General features: G+C 69.4%; 17 protein-coding genes. 9 read left to right on the top strand and 8 right to left on the bottom strand.

Annotation, left to right across the window (positions count from 1 at the left end; genetic code table 11):
* Window positions 1-95: 95 nt before the first annotated feature.
* Together CK951_RS20815 and CK951_RS20810 are read right to left on the bottom strand one after the other, a co-directional pair.
* Window positions 96-1,628 carry a sulfatase gene (locus tag CK951_RS20815; RefSeq protein ID WP_096788132.1) on the bottom strand — a complete coding sequence of 511 codons (1,533 nt, stop codon included), beginning with the start codon at window positions 1,626-1,628 and terminating at the stop codon, window positions 96-98.
* A complete protein-coding gene (locus CK951_RS20810; protein ID WP_096788131.1) occupies window positions 1,610-2,353 on the bottom strand; it encodes a CDP-alcohol phosphatidyltransferase family protein in 744 nt (247 codons plus the stop codon). The genes CK951_RS20815 and CK951_RS20810 overlap by 19 nt, the downstream gene beginning before the upstream one ends.
* 323 nt (window positions 2,354-2,676) lie before the next feature.
* On the opposite strand from CK951_RS20810, the gene CK951_RS20805 reads away from it, so the two are divergent.
* On the top strand, window positions 2,677-3,213 hold the full coding sequence (locus tag CK951_RS20805; RefSeq protein ID WP_096788130.1) for a cytochrome b: 537 nt from the start codon (window positions 2,677-2,679) through the stop codon (window positions 3,211-3,213).
* A 508-nt stretch (window positions 3,214-3,721) separates the two neighbouring features.
* Here CK951_RS20805 and CK951_RS20800 read toward each other — a convergent pair.
* The 4 genes from CK951_RS20800 to CK951_RS20785 all read right to left on the bottom strand — a co-directional run bounded on the left by CK951_RS20800 (window position 3,722) and on the right by CK951_RS20785 (window position 7,142).
* Entirely contained in the window at window positions 3,722-4,993 is a 1,272-nt protein-coding gene (locus CK951_RS20800; RefSeq protein WP_096788129.1) for an NAD(P)/FAD-dependent oxidoreductase, read from the bottom strand.
* A gap of 16 nt (window positions 4,994-5,009) precedes the next feature.
* The gene (locus CK951_RS20795) at window positions 5,010-6,248 is read right to left on the bottom strand and encodes an NAD(P)-binding domain-containing protein (RefSeq protein WP_096788128.1); all 1,239 of its coding nucleotides are present in this window, start codon (window positions 6,246-6,248) and stop codon (window positions 5,010-5,012) included.
* A 103-nt stretch (window positions 6,249-6,351) separates the two neighbouring features.
* On the bottom strand, window positions 6,352-6,579 hold the full coding sequence (locus CK951_RS22190; protein ID WP_096788127.1) for a DUF1127 domain-containing protein: 228 nt from the start codon (window positions 6,577-6,579) through the stop codon (window positions 6,352-6,354).
* Window positions 6,576-7,142: an OsmC family protein gene (locus CK951_RS20785; protein WP_232520819.1), complete on the bottom strand. Its 567-nt coding sequence runs from the start codon at window positions 7,140-7,142 to the stop codon at window positions 6,576-6,578. The genes CK951_RS22190 and CK951_RS20785 overlap by 4 nt, the downstream gene beginning before the upstream one ends.
* 209 nt (window positions 7,143-7,351) lie before the next feature.
* Between CK951_RS20785 and CK951_RS20780 the strand changes: the two genes are divergently transcribed.
* The 3 genes from CK951_RS20780 to CK951_RS20770 all read left to right on the top strand — a co-directional run bounded on the left by CK951_RS20780 (window position 7,352) and on the right by CK951_RS20770 (window position 10,970).
* Window positions 7,352-8,971, top strand: a complete 1,620-nt coding sequence (locus tag CK951_RS20780; protein WP_096788126.1) for a winged helix-turn-helix domain-containing protein — start codon at window positions 7,352-7,354, stop codon at window positions 8,969-8,971.
* A gap of 187 nt (window positions 8,972-9,158) precedes the next feature.
* Window positions 9,159-10,379, top strand: coding sequence for a glutathionylspermidine synthase family protein (locus tag CK951_RS20775; RefSeq protein ID WP_096788125.1), 1,221 nt, complete (start codon window positions 9,159-9,161; stop codon window positions 10,377-10,379).
* 15 nt (window positions 10,380-10,394) lie between these two features.
* On the top strand, window positions 10,395-10,970 hold the full coding sequence (locus CK951_RS20770; RefSeq protein ID WP_096788124.1) for a DUF1190 domain-containing protein: 576 nt from the start codon (window positions 10,395-10,397) through the stop codon (window positions 10,968-10,970).
* Window positions 10,971-11,139: 169 nt separating this feature from the next.
* Here the strand turns inward: CK951_RS20770 and CK951_RS20765 are convergent, their stop codons facing one another.
* Window positions 11,140-12,036, bottom strand: a complete 897-nt coding sequence (locus CK951_RS20765; RefSeq protein ID WP_096788123.1) for a sugar kinase — start codon at window positions 12,034-12,036, stop codon at window positions 11,140-11,142.
* Window positions 12,033-12,758 (bottom strand): GntR family transcriptional regulator, encoded by a 726-nt coding sequence (locus CK951_RS20760; RefSeq protein ID WP_096788122.1) that lies wholly within the window; start codon window positions 12,756-12,758, stop codon window positions 12,033-12,035. The genes CK951_RS20765 and CK951_RS20760 overlap by 4 nt, the downstream gene beginning before the upstream one ends.
* A gap of 166 nt (window positions 12,759-12,924) precedes the next feature.
* Here CK951_RS20760 and uxaC point away from each other — a divergent pair, with 166 nt between their 5' ends.
* The 5 genes from uxaC (at window position 12,925) to CK951_RS20735 (ending at window position 17,568) form a co-directional block, all read left to right on the top strand.
* Window positions 12,925-14,325, top strand: coding sequence for a glucuronate isomerase (gene uxaC / locus CK951_RS20755; RefSeq protein ID WP_096788121.1), 1,401 nt, complete (start codon window positions 12,925-12,927; stop codon window positions 14,323-14,325).
* Between the two features lie 33 nt (window positions 14,326-14,358).
* A complete protein-coding gene (locus tag CK951_RS20750) occupies window positions 14,359-15,354 on the top strand; it encodes a TRAP transporter substrate-binding protein (protein WP_096788120.1) in 996 nt (331 codons plus the stop codon).
* A gap of 65 nt (window positions 15,355-15,419) precedes the next feature.
* A complete protein-coding gene (locus CK951_RS20745) occupies window positions 15,420-15,971 on the top strand; it encodes a TRAP transporter small permease (RefSeq protein ID WP_394341580.1) in 552 nt (183 codons plus the stop codon).
* Between the two features lie 2 nt (window positions 15,972-15,973).
* Entirely contained in the window at window positions 15,974-17,254 is a 1,281-nt protein-coding gene (locus CK951_RS20740) for a TRAP transporter large permease (protein ID WP_096788119.1), read from the top strand.
* Between the two features lie 8 nt (window positions 17,255-17,262).
* Entirely contained in the window at window positions 17,263-17,568 is a 306-nt protein-coding gene (locus CK951_RS20735) for a cupin domain-containing protein (RefSeq protein WP_096788118.1), read from the top strand.
* The last annotated feature ends 10 nt before the right edge of the window (window positions 17,569-17,578 follow it).

Raw genomic sequence — 17,578 nt, 5'->3', positions numbered from 1 at the left:
CCCGTCTCTCCCCGCTGTCATGGCAAGGCTAGGGCGCCCGTCCCCCGCCGGCAAGCCTTCCGGCAGGCCGGCGCCGCCCCCGCGCGGCCGGGCGCTCAGGGCCGGCCCGAAAGCGCGCTCAGGAAGCGGTCGCGGAAGGCCTCCATCGGCAGGACGGGCAGGTCCGGCGCGGGGATCAGCCCCTCGGTCCAGCCCCAGCCGTCGAAGGGCGCCAGAAGCTCGGGCGGGCCGATCAGGTGGGCGGGCACGTCGCGCCCCGGCAGGCCCGAGACGAAGGGCGCCGGCGGATGATCGCCGAGGATCAGCGTCAGCGCCCCGTGCCCCGAGCGGGTCGCATGGGCGGTGACCGCGCGCAGCGCATAGCCGAGCGATGAGCGGTAGGCCGCACGGACCCGGCCGGGATCGCGCCAGACGACCTCGGGCGGGTCGCCCGCCGTGGCCTGCGCGTCGAAGATCCGCCCGTCGCCCAGCTTCTCCCACGGCACCATCCGCGGCTCCGGCACCCAGGGCGCGTGGCTGGAGATCAGCACGATCTGGGCCACGCGGGCGGGCTGATGCCCCTGCCGGTCGAAGGCTGCGAGGGTGAACTGGTCGGGCATCGTCACCCAGTTGAAGGGCTGGCCGCGATAGCCCAGATCCGCCGCCGCGAGGATGCGCGAGAAGCCGAGCCTCCGGCCCTCGGGCCAGTCGCGCACGATCCCCGGCATCACGGCGAGCGTCTCGTGGCCCGAAGCGCGCGCAAGCTCGAACAGCGTCCTGCGGGGGCTGGCCAGCAGGGCGCTGTAGCGGGTGGCGCTGTCGATCCGGAGCCCCGAGGCAAGCGTCGCATGGGCAAGCCAGCTTTGCCCGCCGGCCACCGGAGAGCCGAGCCAGCCCGAGCGCATCGCGAGGCCTCGGGCGGCGATGCCGGCCTCGGCCTCGGCCATCAGCGCGGCATGGGGGGCGTAGAGCGGATTGTCGAAGCTGGCGCGGCCGTAGCTTTCGACGAAGATGATGCGGAGTTCGGCCTCCCCGAGGCGCGCGAAGGGATCCGGATGTCCCGCCCAGGGGTCGGCCGCGGTGGCCCTCCGGAAGGCCGCGAGATCGTCCAGCGCGCGCCGCGCCGCCCTCCCGCGCTCCACGCTCAGCGCCGTGGTGAAGGCCGCGCCCGGCACGCGCTCGGGCGCCGCGAGATCGGCTGCCGCCAGGCCCGCCGCGAGCACGACCGCGACCAAGGCCCATCCGCGCCGGGGGGGATCGTGCCTTGTCCAGAGGCCCGTCGCCCACCAGAGGGCCGCGGCCAGCGCGGCGAGGCCCGCTCCGAGCGCCAGCGCCGCCAGAAGGGTCAGTGCCGGCCCCAGCGCCCCTTCGCCCAGCTCCAGCGCCGAGGCGAGGAGCGGCAGGTCGGCGACCGGGTCGAAGGGGCGCCCGAAGGCAAGGTGCAGGGCGAGGTCCAGCCCCTTCAGCACCACCCCCGCCACGAGCGCCGCGACCGTAAGCGTCCGCAGCCCCCGCGCCCGGCCCGGCCATGCGATCAGGATCGCCACGATCACCGGCAGTTCCAGCGGAAACCGGGGAACGGCTGCGGGCTGGTTCGGCTGCGCCAGCACGAGGCCGATGAGCAGGAGGCTCAGCGCCGCGCGAGCCATGCCACGTCGCGCCCGAAGGACCAGGAGAGCAGGGCCAAAGCCCCTCCTGCCAGCAGAGGGGCCGCTCCTGCGCCGACGGGCGGCGCGAGAAGCGCGATCAGCGTCGCGATCTGGATCACGCAGACCAGCTTGCGCGCACGGCTCTCGGGCAGGGGCGCCGATAGCCAGGGCCAGAGCCATGCCGCGGCCACGAAGGCGTAGCGCATGAGCCCCAGCGCCAGCACCCAGAGGCCGACCTTGCCGCCCTGCGCGACAAGGCACGCCAGCGTCAGCGCAAGCAGCGCGTCCACCTCCACGTCGAAGCGCGCGCCGAAGTCCGACACCAGTCCGGCCCGGCGCGCCAGCCAGCCGTCCAGCCCGTCGAGCGCAAGCGCGAGCGTCGCGAGGGCCACCACCGCCCAGGCGGGCCCGGCCTGTTCCGCCAGCAGCCCCGGCACGACCAGCGGCACCGCGATCACCGCCACCAGCGCCGCGCGCAGTTGCGTCACGGCGTTGCAGAGCCCCAGCCGCGGATGCGGGTAGCGGCCCCTGAGGGCGGCTCCTGCCACGGCCAGCACGCCCGCGAAGATCGCGAGCGCCAGCGCGACCGCCCCGCCGCCGAGCCGGTGACCCAGAAGCCCCACGAGGGCGAGGTGCAGAAGCCCCAGCGCCAGAAAGGCCGCGCGCACCCGGACCACGTGATCCCGGGGCAGCGGCGGCAGGGCGGGATCGGGTGCGGCGTCCATCTCCAGCGGTGTAGGAGCCGGCGGCGCGCGGTCAAGCGGGCGGGCGGCGCGGGCCGCAGGATGGCGAGGGGAACCCGATCTTCAGTGATGCAGGGGCCGGCGGCGCGCGGTCAAGCGGGCGGGCGGCGCGGGCTGCAGGATGGCGAGGGGAACCCGATCTTCAGTGGTGCAGGAGCCGGCGGCGCGCGGTCAAGCGGGCAGGCGGCGCGGGCCCCAGGATGGCGAGGGGAACCCGATGGGCGGCATCCCGGCCCCGTCGACCGTCGCGCTGGCGCGAAGGGCCCGGATGGCGCAGACTTCGCGGGAAACTGGGAGAGGCACCGATGACCGAAACCTACCGGCCCACCGCCCGCTTCCTGCACTGGACGGTCGCCGCGATCGTGCTCTGCATGATCCCGGCAGGACTGATCATGACGACCGAGGGGCTGCCGCGCCCGGTGCAGGATACGCTCTTCATCTTCCACAAGAACGCCGGCGTGATCGTGGGGCTCCTGATGCTCGTGCGCCTCGCCTACCGCGGCGCGCATCCGCCCCCGCCGCTTCCCGCCTCGGTTCCCGACTGGCAGGCGCGGATCGCGCGGCTGACGCATGGGCTGCTTTACGCGCTGCTGATCCTGATGGCGGTTTCGGGCTTCGTGCGGGTCACCGCCGGGGGCTTTCCGCTGGAAGGCTGGGACGCGCTCGGCCTGCCGCGCCTGCCGAAGATGGAGGCGGTGGGCAAGGCGGCCAGCAGCCTGCACTGGGCGACGGCCATGGCGCTGATCCCGCTCGTGCTGCTGCATGCGGGGGCGGCGCTTCACCATGCCCTCGTGCGGCGCGACGGGGTCTTCGCGCGGATGTGGCCAGCCGCGGGGCGCTGAGGAAAGCCCTCCGGGTAAGACCGCTGACCTGGCCTCCGCCTCGTGCTCCGGGGACCGGCGTCGCGTCAGGGGCAACCGCCCGGGAACGGCAAGCGACGCCAGCCGCGGACTGTCGAGCAGCCAGTCGAGGTCGAGAAGCGGAACCTCGTCGCCATGCCGGACGCTTGTGGGACCGGCGGGGCCTCCGCCCTTCAGGGATCCGCGCCGGGTCCGGAGCGCGGTGCGTCCTCTCGCCGGACGAGCCCGTCGGTCCGCCCGACCCGCAGGACCAACGAGTGCCAGCCGTCCCGGCCCTGCCGCAGGACCCACACCATGAGGCGCGGGCCGCTGTCGGTCCGGGCGGGCGGCGAGCAGGATGCCCAGATCGAAGACCGGCAGTCAGCACTCCTCGGCCGCCATGCGACCTTGGGGACGTGCCTGCGCGGAGAGGCTCTCCGGGTTGTGCATCGGGCCGGGCGAAGCCCGACGGCGCGGCCGGGGAGGACGATCAGCCCGCAGCGCCCGGGTGTCAGAGGGGTCTCGGGGCCTCCGGGAGCGCGTGTCCGGGGGGGTGGGAGGCGGGAGTCGCCGCCATCCCGGCCGGATGCGGGCTGGCAGCATGTGGAGCCGGCGAAAGCCGCGGTGGACCGGCGCCCGCGTCCCGGCGAAGTCGCAAAGCCGGGTCCGGGTCGAGGAGCGCGCGCTGCTCGGACTTCATGCAGGCGTTCAGCCTGTCGTGCAGCGTCCGGAGGGCATCGAAGTCCCAGTCGAAGCTGGCAATCTTCTGCGTGACCTCGAACAGGGGGCGCGACTGCTCGTGTCGCTCGCAGCCATAGCGGTCCGGCGTTCCGTCGCGGAGGAGGGACCGCGACAGCGCGTCAGCGTCGAGGAGGGCGTCGGTGATGCCATGGGCCGTCGCCGGGTCCTTGAAGCAGGCCGCATCGCCGACAAGCGCCCAGCCCTCGCCCGCGCGCTTTCGCATGTGGCCCGGCGCGCCGAGGAAGCGGCGCAGGTGCCCCGAAGGTGCCTGCAGGACGCGCTGCGCAAGGGCGGGATCGAACCCGCGAAGGATGGCGGCCATGCCGTTTCGCGCATCGGCGAAATGTGCGCTGTAGTCGGCGGGCCGGCACGCCGCAAAGACGCAATGCAGGCCATCGTTCGTCGGGATGACGCCGGCCGATGCCTCTTGGCCGAAGAACCAGCGATAACCCTCGTTCGGGATGTTCGGGACATAGCCGTAGAGGGTCGCCGTCCGCTCCGTCGACAGGATCAGCGGCCGCGCGCCGACCATCTCCGCGATCCTCGACATGCGGCCGTCCGCTCCCACGACGAGATCGGCCTGCAGGGTGCATCGCTCGCCGTCCGGTCTGCGCAGGACGGCGCCCACGATGCGGTTGCCGGCCCGCAGGCAGCCCTCGACGGTGGTTCCAAGGGCAAGCTCCGCCCCGGCCGCGACGGCGGCGGCGAGGATTGTCGGGTCGAGCAGCCGGCGGCGCGGCGCAAGCAGGCCCTCGGCGCGGTCGATGCGCTTGACGGGGACGGTGATCCGATCGGAGCCGTAGTGGAAATGGGCCTGCCGGACCCAGGGCGTTCCGGCCGCCACGAGACCATCGAGAAGCCCCCAGCGTTCCAGCAACCCGACGGCCGGGCGCATCAGGGCGTGGGTCGAGAGCGTGTCGCCGATCGCGGGATCGCGGTCGACGATCAATACCCTTGCCCCTGCCCTTGCCAGCAGCAGCGCGGTCGCCGCTCCGGCGACGCGGGCCCCGACGATGATTGCGTCATAGGTTTTCCGTGCCATTTCGCGCTTCCTTCGTTCAGGCCGCCGCCCGCCATCCGGGTCTTGCGATCAGGTCGCGCGCGATCGCACGCGCGTCGCGCCGGGCGCCCGAGACGTGGGACGAGCGCGCGGTGCGCAGATAGGGCAACCCCATGACGTAAAGGCCGTTTCCGACGCGTCCGCCGTGGTGGCGGATGCGCCCCTTCCGGTCGAACACCGGCAGGTCGACGAAGCTGTGGTCCGGGGTGTAGCCGGTTGCCCAGATCACCGCGGCGATGCCCCGCGCGCGCAGGTCGAGCGACAGGATCGGATCGTCGGGGATCCGCGTCGGGGCGATGTCTTCGGGCGGATCGACCAGCGCCTGCAGGCCCCTCGCCCCGATCCATGCGTCGATCCGGTCGAGCAGCCGCCTCATCTTCAGGTCGGAGGAGGCGCAGAGGTTCGCCAGGCTTCCGGAGAACCAGGCCCGTCCTTCGGTGACCGCCACGAGACGTCCCGCGATCTCGACCCCAAGCGCCTGAAGCGTGTTCAGGTCGAGATCGACCCGGTCCGGATCGCCGAGAAGCGCCAGCGACGGCTGGCGGCGCATCCGCTCGAGATCGTCGAGCCGGGTGAAGGGAGTGTCGAGCACGCCCACCAGATGCATCCAGGTCAGGATGTCGGCGCCGCGATGGACGCGGGGCAGCCGCGTGTGCTGTCCGACGGCGAGCGTGACCCGATGACCGGAGAGGGCCAGCTCGCGCGCGATCTGGAGCCCCGACGCCGAGGCGCCGACGACAAGGACCGCCGAGCCGTCCGGAAGCTGTGCGGGGTTTCTGTAGGACAGGGCGGTAAGCTGCGTGACCGACTTCGGCAGGCCGGAGGCGAAGGCAGGGACACGCGGAAGCGCGCAGGCGCCGGTGGCAAGCACCAGGCTGGCGCAGCTCAGGGTGCCCTGCTCGGTCCGGACGACATACCCATCGCCGCCGTGCCGGACGGAGGTGACGCGCGTCGTCTCCATCACGGGGGCGGAGATCTCGGCCGCGGCGCCGGCGAGGGTGCTGGCGAAGTCCGCGGCCGACATGTAGCCGTCGGGGTCGCCGGGCACCGGGCCGAACAGGCCGTTCAGCCAGTTCGGGGTGAGCAGCCGCAGGCTGTCCCAGCGACCGGTCAGCCAGCTGTTGCCGATCCTTCCCCTCTCGATCACGACGTGATCGATCGAGCGCCGGCTGAGTTCGTGGCTCATGGCAAGGCCGCACTGGCCCGCGCCGATGATGACAGTATCCGTCCGTTGCATGGGCAGGTCCTTTCGCGCGCCGGGTGGCGTCGCGGTTCGGGTGGAAGCGGTTCGGGAAGGGTCAGGCGGCGCGGGCGAACCCGTGCTGCCTGACCGGCCAGCGCTAGCAGGGCGGGGGTCGCCGGAAGGCGCGGGCGTCGTCGCGGCTCAGTCCGATGTCGCCGAGCATCCGGTCGGACATCCGGGACAGGTGCGCCTCGTCCCGCCTTGACTTGTGCAACGCGCGGATCGCCGCGAGGATGGAACCGATGCGGGTGACGAGCCGATGCGCCCGGAGGGGCGCATCGGGATGCAGGGGCTGCCCTCTTGCGTGGCGGTGGACGGCCGTCACCTGACCATCACCTTCACGTTGCCGGGATTGGTGATGATGTCGAAGACGGCCGAGCGCTTCTGGGACTGTGCGACCACGGCGGCGATCTCGTCCCGGCTGGCGTCGGCCTCGATCTCGAAGGTCACGCGGATCGCGCTGAAGCCGTTGCGGACGTCCGGGTCGATGCCGAGGATGCCGTGCAGGTTCATGTCGCCCTCGACGGTCGACCGGACCGAGTGAAGCTGGATGCCGCGGTGCTGCGCGATGGCGGCGATGCCGCCGGTAAGGCAGCTTGCCAGCGCGGACAGCACGATCTCGACCGGGGTGGCCGCGTTGTCGGGCGCGGCGAAGACGAGCGGGTGGTCCGCCTCGACGCTGTAGGGCATCCTGTGGGTCTGCTCGGCGCAGGCGCCGAAGAACGTCTCGACGGTGGACCTGCTGTGCACGCCGCCGAGCCATTCGCAGTTTGCGCGGAAGGTGAACTGGGCGGCGGGGGGCATGTCCGTCAGCGCCGTCCTGATCTCGCGCAGGGCCTCGACGTTGACGCCGTTCCGGGCGGTCGTCATCTGGTTCTGGATGTTCATTTTCTCACTCCTGATCGTTTGCGGCAGCGTGCCGGCGGGATCGTCCGATCCGTGCGATCAGGGATAGCCGACGATCGCCGCGCAGGCTTTCCGGCATCCTGCGGAACGTGTTGGGAATTCATGGGGAATGTCTGGGGAAGGCCTGGCCGACCCGGAAGGGCATCGGCAAACCCGTAGGACAGGCGCGATCATTCTGATAATATTGCGGCGTGAGGTATGTATTCGACTCCTTCGTCATCGACCCTGCTGCGCGGGAACTGCGCGCGGCCGGCGCGCCCGTGCCGATCGAGCCGAAGGTGCTGGATCTCATCCTTCTGCTGATCGAGCGGCGCGACCGGATGGTGTCGAAGGCCGAACTGGTCGCGACGATCTGGCAGGGCCGGTTCATCTCGGACGCCGCCATATCGAGCGCGATCAGCGCGGCGCGGCGGGCGCTTGGGGACGACGGCCGCGAACAGCGGTATCTGAAGACCATCCACGGGCGCGGGTTCCGCTTTGTCGGGCCGCTCGTGGAAGTCGGAACCGGGGCGGATGGCGACGATGCGGTGCGGCAGCAGGACGGCCATGGCGCCGGCGCCCGCGGCGCGGCCTGTCTGGCGGCGCCGGCGCTTCACCACGGGCGGGTCTGGCCCTCCGTCGTCGTCCTGCCGCTGCGGCCGGCAGGCGGCGATCCCGTCTCCGCCGAGGTGGCCTGCGCCATCACCGGGGATCTGGCGGCCTGCCTGTCGCGCGATCGCAGCCTTGCCGTGATTGCCCATCCTGACGAGAGTGCCGCCGACATGCCGGACGTGGCCCGCCGGATCGGCGCCCCGTATCCGGCCCAGTATCTGGTGGAGGGCAGCGTTCGCCGCGTCGGGGATGCGGTGACGATCATGGTGCGGCTCGTCGATGGCGTGGATGCGCGGCACGTCTGGGCGGAACGCAGCGTGCAGCCCGTCCACTGCGCCCTGACGCTTGACGACGCCTTCGCCAGCAAGCTCGCGGCCGTGATCCGAAGCGAGATCGAGGCCACCGAGGCCAGGAGGGCCGAGGCTGCGGCGGGCGAGGGCCTCGATTTCCGGGCGGCCTATTTCCGCGGCTCCCGCGAGATGTTTCGCTTCACGCTTGAGGGTCTGGTCAACGCGCAGGCCCATTTCGAGCGGGCGATACATCTGAACCCGGCTTCGGCGACGGCGCATGCCCGCCTCGCCTATGTGCAGATCCAGTTCTACTGGTATGGATCGGCCCTGACGCGCGAGGCGGCGCTGCGGCAGGCGATGAGCGGCGCCCGTCAGGCCGTGGCGCTCGATCAGAAGGACGCGCTCGGCCACCTCGCGCTTGGCCGGGCATGGGCGCTGCGCCAGAGGTTCGATGACGCGATCCCCGAGCTTGAGGCGGCGATCCGGCTTGATCCGAGCTCGGCACAGGCGCGCTTCGCGCTTGGCCAGGCTTGCTGCTACGCGGGCCGGACGGTGGACGCGGTTCGCAGCCTTGACGCTGCGGTCGAGTTGAACCCTTACGACCCGCATCTCTGGGCGTTCCTGCACGACCGGTCCGAAGCCCATTTCGCGCTAGGCAGCCTTGCCGCGGCCGAACGGGATGCACGGGCCGCGGCCCGCGCCCCGAATGCGACCCATTGGCCCTGGGTCACGCTGGCGGCGGTGCTGGGCGCAGCGAACAGACGCGAGCAGGCCCAGGATGCCCTCCGCGAGCTTCTGTCGCGTCGTCCGGCCTTCAGCCTTTCCGATGCGAGGAACGATCTGAGCCATTTTTCCGACGCCGCCTTCGTGGATCTCTACATCGAAGGGCTGAGCCGCGCGGGCCTTGGGACTGCCGGACATCCCTTCTGACGTCGGAAGGGGCAGATGGGGCGCAGGGGCCTGCGCGGCAGGATCAGGGGCTGCGCCGCCGCTCATGCAGTCTCGCTTCCACCGCTTCCGGCCCGCATGGTCGGTGCGACATTCTCCCCTGTCCGGTCTGTCGGGTGGATGTGCCGCTTCAGGTGCGCTACGTGCCTGTCAGCGGGGAGAGGTCAGGATGCGCAAGGTCGACATGCCGGAACGGCCGGGCTGGCGGGAAGCCGCCGCGGAGCTTGGCTTCACCTTCGCCGACATGCACGGCGAGCCCTACTGGGACGAAAGCTCGGCCTACGAGTTCACGCTGCGCGAGATCGAGGACGACATCGAGGACCCCGCGGCCGAGTTGCACGGCCTCTGCCGCGAAGCCGTGGCGGCGATCGTCGCCAGCGAGGAGCTGATGACGCGCCTCGCCATCCCCGAGCCGCACTGGGATCTCGTGGCGGAGAGCTGGCACCGGAACGCACCCGAGATCTATGGCCGCTTCGACCTCGCCTATGACGGAACGGGGCCCGCGAAGCTTCTCGAATACAACGCCGACACGCCGACCTCGCTTTACGAGAGCGCCTCGTTCCAGTGGGGCTGGCTGGAGGAGCAGATCGCGCTTGGCGTGCTGCGGCCGACGGACGACCAGTTCAACAGCATCCATGAGGCGCTGGTGGATCGGTTCCGCACGCTTTTCGCGCCGGGGACCGACCTGCACTTCGCGGCCATGGCGGGCAATCCCGAGGATTATGCCACGGTCGAGGCGATGGGCTGGGCCGCCCGCGAGGCGGGACTGGGCGCGCATTATACCGACCTCGAGAAGATCGGCCTGTCCGAGGACGGCCAGTTCGCCGATGCCGAGGACCGGGTGATCGGCACCCTCTTCAAGCTCTATCCCTGGGAGGACCTGCTGCGCGACCCGTTCGCGGCGCATCTGGCGGGCGCGGGCTGCCTGTTGCTGGAGCCGGCCTGGAAGGCGGTCGTCTCGAACAAGGGGCTGCTGCCGGTGCTCTGGCAGATGTTCGAGGGCCATCCCAACCTGCTGCCGGCCTTCTTCCTTGCAGATGTGGAGGCGGCGCTTTCGGGCGGCTCGCCGGCGCCCGCCGTGGCCGCGTCCTTCGCCCGCGTGCCGCATCTCGCGCGGGAACATGTGGTGAAGCCCTTGTTCTCGCGCGAGGGGGCCTCCATTTCGATCGTGGAGAACGGACAGGTCACCGATGCCTCGCCGGATCAGGGTTACGCCGGCCATCCGAAGATCGTGCAGGCCTACCAGCCGCTTCCGGTCTTCGACGGGTTCCGGCCCGTGATCGGGGCGTGGATGGTCGGGACTGCCTGCTGCGGCGTCGGCATCCGCGAGGACCGGGGGCGCATCACGCAGGATCTGTCCCGCTTCAAGCCGCACTACATCCGCGACTGAGGAAGGAAGAAAGCCATGCGCAAACGCTCGCACCGGGTCGCCCTCTGCATCGTCGGCGCCGCTGCCTTCTCGCTTGCGGGCTGCCGCGAAGAGGAGGTGGACGCGCAGGCCTTTCCCGATCTCGCCAGCTGCCAGGCGGCGGCGCGGGTGGGGAGCAGCGCGTTTTCCGAGGCGGACTGTGACACGGCCTTCGCCGAGGCGCAGCAGATCCACGTCGAATCCGCGCCGCGCTACGACGCGCTGGAGGTCTGCGAGGCCGAGCACGGGGAGGGTGCCTGCGGCAGCGAGCAGCAGGTGACCGGCGGCGGCACCGGCAGCATCTTCATGCCGCTTCTGGCCGGCTACCTGATCGGCAACATGCTGGGCCGCGGCATGCCGATGGCGCAGCCGCTGTATCGTTCCTCGGACGGGCGGTTCACCAATGCGACCGGCGCCACCAGCTATTCCGGCAATTCGGGCCGGACCCAGGTCGGCGCGAGCCAGTTCGAGCGGCCGCCCACCACCGTCGGCAAGCCGCCGATGAGCAAGACGACCGTCACGTCGAGGGGCGGCTTCGGCGGAAGCGCGACGGGCCGCAGCTTCGGCGGCTGAGGGCGGCCCGCGGCAGGCAAGCCTCGGCGCGGGCCGAAGCCCACGTCCGTTGCCGATGCGGCAGGCCATCCCGGGGCAGGGGGTTTCGGCGGATCGGTCCCGGCAAGTGATGTCGAGGATGCGCCCGTGCCGCGGGCTCGGCATTTGCGCGGGGCCGTCGGCCCGCCGCTCAGGTCCGGACGAGCGCCCCGCGGGACTGGATGACCTTCGCGGCAAGCTCGGCCCCCGCCCGGATCGCCTGTGCAAGCGTCGCGCCTTTCGCGCGGCCCGCAAGAAACCCCGCGTTGAAGGAATCGCCCGCGGCTGTCGTGTCCACGACGGCCGTCACGGCGGCGGGCAGATGGTGGCTCGTCTCGCCCTTGTCCCACAGCAGCATCGGGGCGGGACCGTTCTTGACGACGACCGTCCGCACCCCGCTGTCCGCGTAGCGGCGGGCCGTCGTCAGGGGATCTGCATCGCCGAACCACGCAGCCTCGTCCTCCCACGAGGGCAGGACCGTGTCGCTGACCGCCGCCGCGCGGGAGATGGCCGCGATCATCTCGTCGGGGCTGCCCCACAGGCGGGGTCGAAGGTTGGGGTCGAACACGACCTCGCCCCCGGCGGTCCGGAAGGCGCTCAGCGCCGCCAGCAGGCGCGAGCGATCTTCCGGGGGCAGGATCGCCATGGTGATCCCCGAGAAATAGGCGACATCGGCGGCCGACAGGGCCTGTTGCAGCGCCTCGGCATCCTGCGCGAGCGTCCGCGCCGCGCTCTGGCCGCGCCAGTAGCTGAAGCTGCGCTCGCCATCCTGAAGCTGGATCATGTAGAGGCCGACGGTCCGGTCCGTCCGGCGGGCGATGCAGGACGTGCCGATCCCGGCATCCGCCAGAAAATCCGTCATGCTGGCCGAGATGGCATCGGTCCCCACGGCCGACATGTAGTCCACGCTGTCGGTCTCGGGCAGCAGTCTGCGCAGATACCATGCCGTGTTCATGGTGTCGCCGGCAAAGCCCATCCGGAAGTGCCCCGGCTGGTCGGTTGGCGACATCTCCACCATGCATTCGCCAATGGCGACGAAGCGGGTCATCCGGCGGTGTCCGTGAACCAGTCGTGCTGTTCGGCTTTCAGCCGCTCGATCTGGACCAGGATGCGCGAGAGGTGGGTGGTGATCGCGGCCGTCGCGGCCTCGGGGTCGCGCGCTTCGATGGCGTCCAGCAGGACCGTATGTTCGTTCAGGGCCTGACGCTGTGTCGGCGAATTCAGCGACAGCATGCGAACCCGATCCATGTGAGCCTTGTTGTCATGGATGAGGTCCCACACATACCCCACTCCGGAGCGGATGCAGATGTCCCGGTGGAACTGGTCGTCCAGGGCATGGAACGCCTTCCTGTCGTTCGCTTCGACGGCAGCCTTCTGCTGGTCCAGCAGCAGTCGCAGATCCCTGATGCCGGTCTGGTCGATCGCCTCGCAGGCGGTTCGACAGGTCTGGACCTCGAGGGCGGCCCGGATGAACCGCGCCTGCAGGACCGCGCTCTGCGAAATCAGGCTGACCGTCGTGCCGCTTTGCGGCCGGATCTGCAGGAACCCAAGCTTGGCGAGGCGGCCGAAGGCCTCGCGCACGGGTTGCCGCGAGACGCCCATGCGGCTTGCCACGCCCGCCTCGGACAGCCGGGTGCCCGGCGGCAGTTCAAGGGTCAGGATGCGGTCGCGCAGCGCGTCGAAGACCTGGTCGGCCAAGGACGGCAGGCTGACCTTGCGGATCGGAGAAATCGGCAGATCGTCCGCCGGAAAACGTCCTGCGTCGCCCATCGGTGGTTTGCCTCATGATGCTGGCCCGTTTCCCCACGCATTCTACAGATGCGGGTCCCATGCGCAACTAGGTTATTAGTTGACATGATACAATCTGTTCAACTAGCATACCAGTATTCAGGCGGCGGACAGGCTGCCGGTGCCGACATCAAGGGGGGATCATGCAGTGCTAGACGATGATCGGCTTTTTCCGGTCGATCCCACGGGGCGCGGCCTGGCCCGCGCGCTTTATGAAACCGTAAGGACCTTGCCCATCGTCAGCCCGCATGGTCACACCGACCCGCGCTGGTTTGCCGAGAACGAGGCCTTTTCCGATCCGGCCCGGTTGTTCGTCACACCGGACCACTACGTCTTCCGCATGCTGCATTCACAGGGCATCCCGCTGGAAGCCCTGGGGGTTCCGCGCGTCGATGGCGGCTGGACCGAGGACGACCCGCGCAAGATCTGGCGGCTGTTTGCCGAGAACTTCCACCTGCTGCGCGGAACCCCCTCGCGCATGTGGCTGGATCATGCGTTCTCCGAGGTGTTCGGCCTGACCGAACGGCTGTCGGCGCAGACGGCGGATGCGGCCTATGACCGGATCGCCGATTGCCTGGCCCGGCCCGAGTTCCGCCCCCGCGCGCTGTTCGAGCGCTTCAACATCGAGGTCATCGCCACCACCGAAAGCGCGCTCGACGATCTTCGCTGGCACCGGATGATCCGGGACTCCGGCTGGTCGGGTCGCGTCGTCACCGCCTATCGCCCCGACGCCGTGGTCGATCCGGAGTTTCCGGGCTTTGCCGAAAACGTCGCCGCCCTGGGCGATCTGACCGGCGAGGATGCCACGACATGGCAGGGCTACCTTGCCGCCCACCGCAGCCGCCGCGCCTTCTTCAAGGAGTTCGGCGCGACCTCCACCGATCACGGCCATGCCACCGCCCGCACCGAGGATCTGCCGCAGGCCGAGGCCGCGGCGCTGTTCGCCAGGGCGCTGACGGGCCGCTGCACCGCCGAGGAGGCCGATGCCTTCCGCGGCCAGATGCTGACCGAGATGGCGCGGATGAGCCTTGATGACGGGCTGGTGCTGCAGATCCACCCCGGCAGCCATCGCAACCACTCGCAGCCCGTGCTGGAGAAGTTCGGCCGCGACAAGGGCTATGACATCCCGACGCGGACCGATTACGTCCGCGCCCTGCGGCCGCTGCTGAACGCGGTCGGGGCCGATCCGCGGCTGACGGTCATCGTCTTCACGCTGGACGAAACCAGCTATGCCCGCGAACTGGCCCCGCTGGCCGGCGTCTATCCGGCGCTGAAGCTCGGCCCGGCCTGGTGGTTCTTCGACAGCCCCGAGGGGATGCGCCGCTTCCGCGAGACCACGACCGAGACGGCGGGCTTCTACAACACCGTCGGTTTCAACGACGACACCCGGGCCTTCTGCTCGATCCCCGCCCGGCACGACGTGGCCCGGCGCGTGGATTGCGCCTACCTGTCCACCCTCGTCTGCACCGGGAGGCTGGACGAGGACGAAGCCTTCGAGGTCGCCCACGACCTCGCCTATCGGCTTGCCAGGCAGGCCTACCGGCTCTGAAGGGCCAAATCATCATCTGGGAGGAGAAACCACATGACCCACGCCAAGTCCCTGACGGCCGCGCTGCTTGTCAGCGTCGCCTTCGCTGCCCCGGCCCTTGCGGAATGCGAGGTCACCCTGCGGTCGTCCGACACCCATCCCGACGGGTATCCGACCGTCGAGGGCGTGAAATTCATGGCTGAACAGGCCAAGGCCAACAGCGGCGGCCGCATCTGCATCGAGGTCTTCCCCTCGTCGCAGCTGGGCGAGGAAAAGGACACGATCGAGCAGACCCAGTTCGGCGTCATCGACATGGTGCGCGCCTCGTTCGGCTCGTTCAACGACATCGTCCCGGAAGCGCAGCTGCTGTCGCTGCCCTACCTGTTCCGCTCGGAAGCCCACCTTCATGCCGTCATGGATGGCCCGATCGGCGACGAGCTGGCCGAAGCCTTCGCCGAGCATGACCTGATCGCGCTGGCCTATTACGACGGCGGCTCGCGCAGCTTCTACAACAACCGCAAGCCGATCACGTCGGTCGAGGATCTGGCCGGCATGAAGTTCCGCGTCATGCAGTCGGATGTCTTCGTCGACATGATGTCGGCGCTGGGGGCCAACGCCACCCCGATGCCGTATGGAGAGGTCTATTCCTCGATCCAGACCGGCGTCATCGACGGCGCCGAGAACAACTGGCCGTCCTACGACAGCTCGGGTCACTACGAGGTCGCCAAGTATTACACGCTCGACCAGCACCTGATGGTGCCGGAACTGGTGGCCGTGTCGAAGACCAAGTGGGACGCGCTGTCGCCGGAGGATCAGGAGATCCTGCGGGCCGCCGCCGAAGCGTCCGAGCCGGTGCAGCGCAAGCTCTGGGCCGATCAGGAGAAGGCTTCGGAAGAGAAGGTCATCGCGGCCGGTGCCGAAGTGGTCCGCGACATCGACAAGACCCCGTTCATCGAGGCCATGGTGCCGGTTTACGAGAAATACGTCACCAACGACGAGTTCAAGGATCTGGTGAAGCGGATCCAGGACACCCAGGAAACGCCCCAATAGACTTTTCCGTCCAGTCGGCCCGCGGCGCATGAACGCCGCGGGCCTTTTCTCACATGAGGTTCAACGTGCGGAAAAACATGCTTGTGCTGGCGGTCTATGCCGGCTGGCTTGCGCGTGTGGCGCTATGGGTGGCGGGGTCCGGACTGGTGCTGATGACGGTCTTCGTCTTCGCCCAGGTTTTCGTCCGCTACGTCATGAACAGCAGCATTCACTGGGCCGAGCCCGCATCCGTGATGATCATGGCCTGGTTCATCTTCCTGGGTGCCGCCGTCGGCGTGCGCGAGGGCTATCATCTTTCTTTCGACGTGCTGCTTTACGTGCTGCCCGATCGCGTGGTGAAGATCCTGCACACCGTCTCGGACATCGTGGTGGCGGCCTTCGGCTTCGGGATGCTGTGGTTCGGATACGACCTCGCATCCAAGGCTTCGAACAGTCTCATGCCGGGTCTCGGCATTTCGCGGATCTTCGACTTCCTGCCACTGATCATCGGCGGCGTATTGCTCGTGATCTTCTCGATCGAGCGCATCCTGCGCCGCGCCGCCGGCCTGCATACCGCCCGCTTCGGTGAGGAGGCGCCAGCCGAAGATCCACTCGATACCATTGCGACCGGGGGCTGAACGTGGAGCTTTACATCCTTTTCGGAAGCTTCGTCTTCCTGCTGATGATCGGCACGCCCGTCGCCTTCTGCCTTGGCGTCTCGAGCTTTGCGACCGTGCTCTACATGGGCCTGCCGCCCGTGGTGGTGTTCCAGCGTCTGAACTCTGGGGTTTCCGTCTATGCGCTGATGGCGATCCCGTTCTTCATCTATGCGGGCGACCTGATGGTGCGCGGCGACATCGCCCGCCGCCTCGTGGCGCTGGCGGGTGCCATGGTCGGCCATCTCAAGGGCGGGCTGGGGCAGGTGAACGTGGTGGCCTCGGTGATGTTCGGCGGCGTGTCCGGCTCGGCCGCGGCCGACGCCTCGGCGGTCGGCGGCCTGATGGTGCCGCAGATGAAGGCGCGCGGATACGACGTCGACTATGCGGTGAACCTGACGGTCGTCGGCTCGATCATCGCGCTGATGATCCCGCCCTCGCACAACATGATCATCTATTCGATCGCGGCAGGCGGGCGGATCTCGATCGCCGACCTGTTCACGGCCGGCGTCATTCCCGGCCTGCTGCTGGCGCTGTCGCTGATGGTTGCCGCCTATGCCGTCGCCCGCAAGCGCGGCTACCCGACAGAGCCCTTTCCGGGCCTGCGCATGCTGGGCGCGATCTTCGTCTCGGCGATGCCGGGTCTTCTGCTGGTGCTGCTAATCTTCGGCGGTGTGCGTTCGGGCGTGTTCACCGCTTCCGAAAGCGCCAACATTGCCGTGGTCTATGCGCTGCTGGTCACCATCCTGATCTATCGCACGCTCAGCTGGTCCGAGTTCGTTCATGCCACGATCGGCGCGGTGCGCACCACGGCGATGGTGCTGCTGGTCATCGGCTGTGCTGCGGCCTTCGGCTGGCTGCTTGCCTATCTGAAGGTGCCGACCGCCATCGTGGCCTACATGCAGACGGTGTCGGACAATCCGATCCTGATCCTCCTGATGATCAACCTGGCGCTGCTGGTCCTTGGCACCTTCATGGACATGTCGCCGCTGATCGTCATCACCACGCCGATCTTCCTGCCGGTCGCCACCGCCTTCGGCGTCGATCCGGTGCATTTCGGCGTCATCCTGATCCTGAACCTCGGCATCGGCCTGTGCACGCCGCCGGTGGGGGCGGTGCTGTTCATCGGCTGCGCGGTGGGCAGGATCACCATATGGCAGGCGATGCGCACGATCTGGCCGTTCTACGGCGCGGCCTTCGCCACGCTGATGCTCGTCACCTACATCCCGGCGCTGTCGCTCTGGCTGCCGTCGATGTTCCACTAGGAGCCGACATGAGCTTTCCCATCGTCTCCACCGGACCGGGGGCCACCCGTCAGGTCCTGGCCGAGCACCCCGACATGATGGTCGTGGCCTTCCGCTTCGAAGCCGGAGCGGAGGGCGCCCTTCACAGCCATCCCCATGTGCAATCGACCTATGTCGAGACGGGCCGCTTCACCTTCCATCTCGACGGTCGCGACATCGAGATCGGCCCCGGCGACAGCCTCGTCATCCCCTCCGGGCTGACCCACGGCTGCATCTGCCACGAGGCCGGAACCCTCATCGACACCTTTGCGCCTCGTCGAGACGATTTTCTTTGAAAGGACCAGT

The organism is Rhodobacter sp. CZR27 (assembly GCF_002407205.1).
Lineage (GTDB): Bacteria > Pseudomonadota > Alphaproteobacteria > Rhodobacterales > Rhodobacteraceae > Cereibacter_A.
Note: the sequence above shows the minus strand (reverse complement) of the source record. Positions and strands in the feature narration are given on the sequence as shown.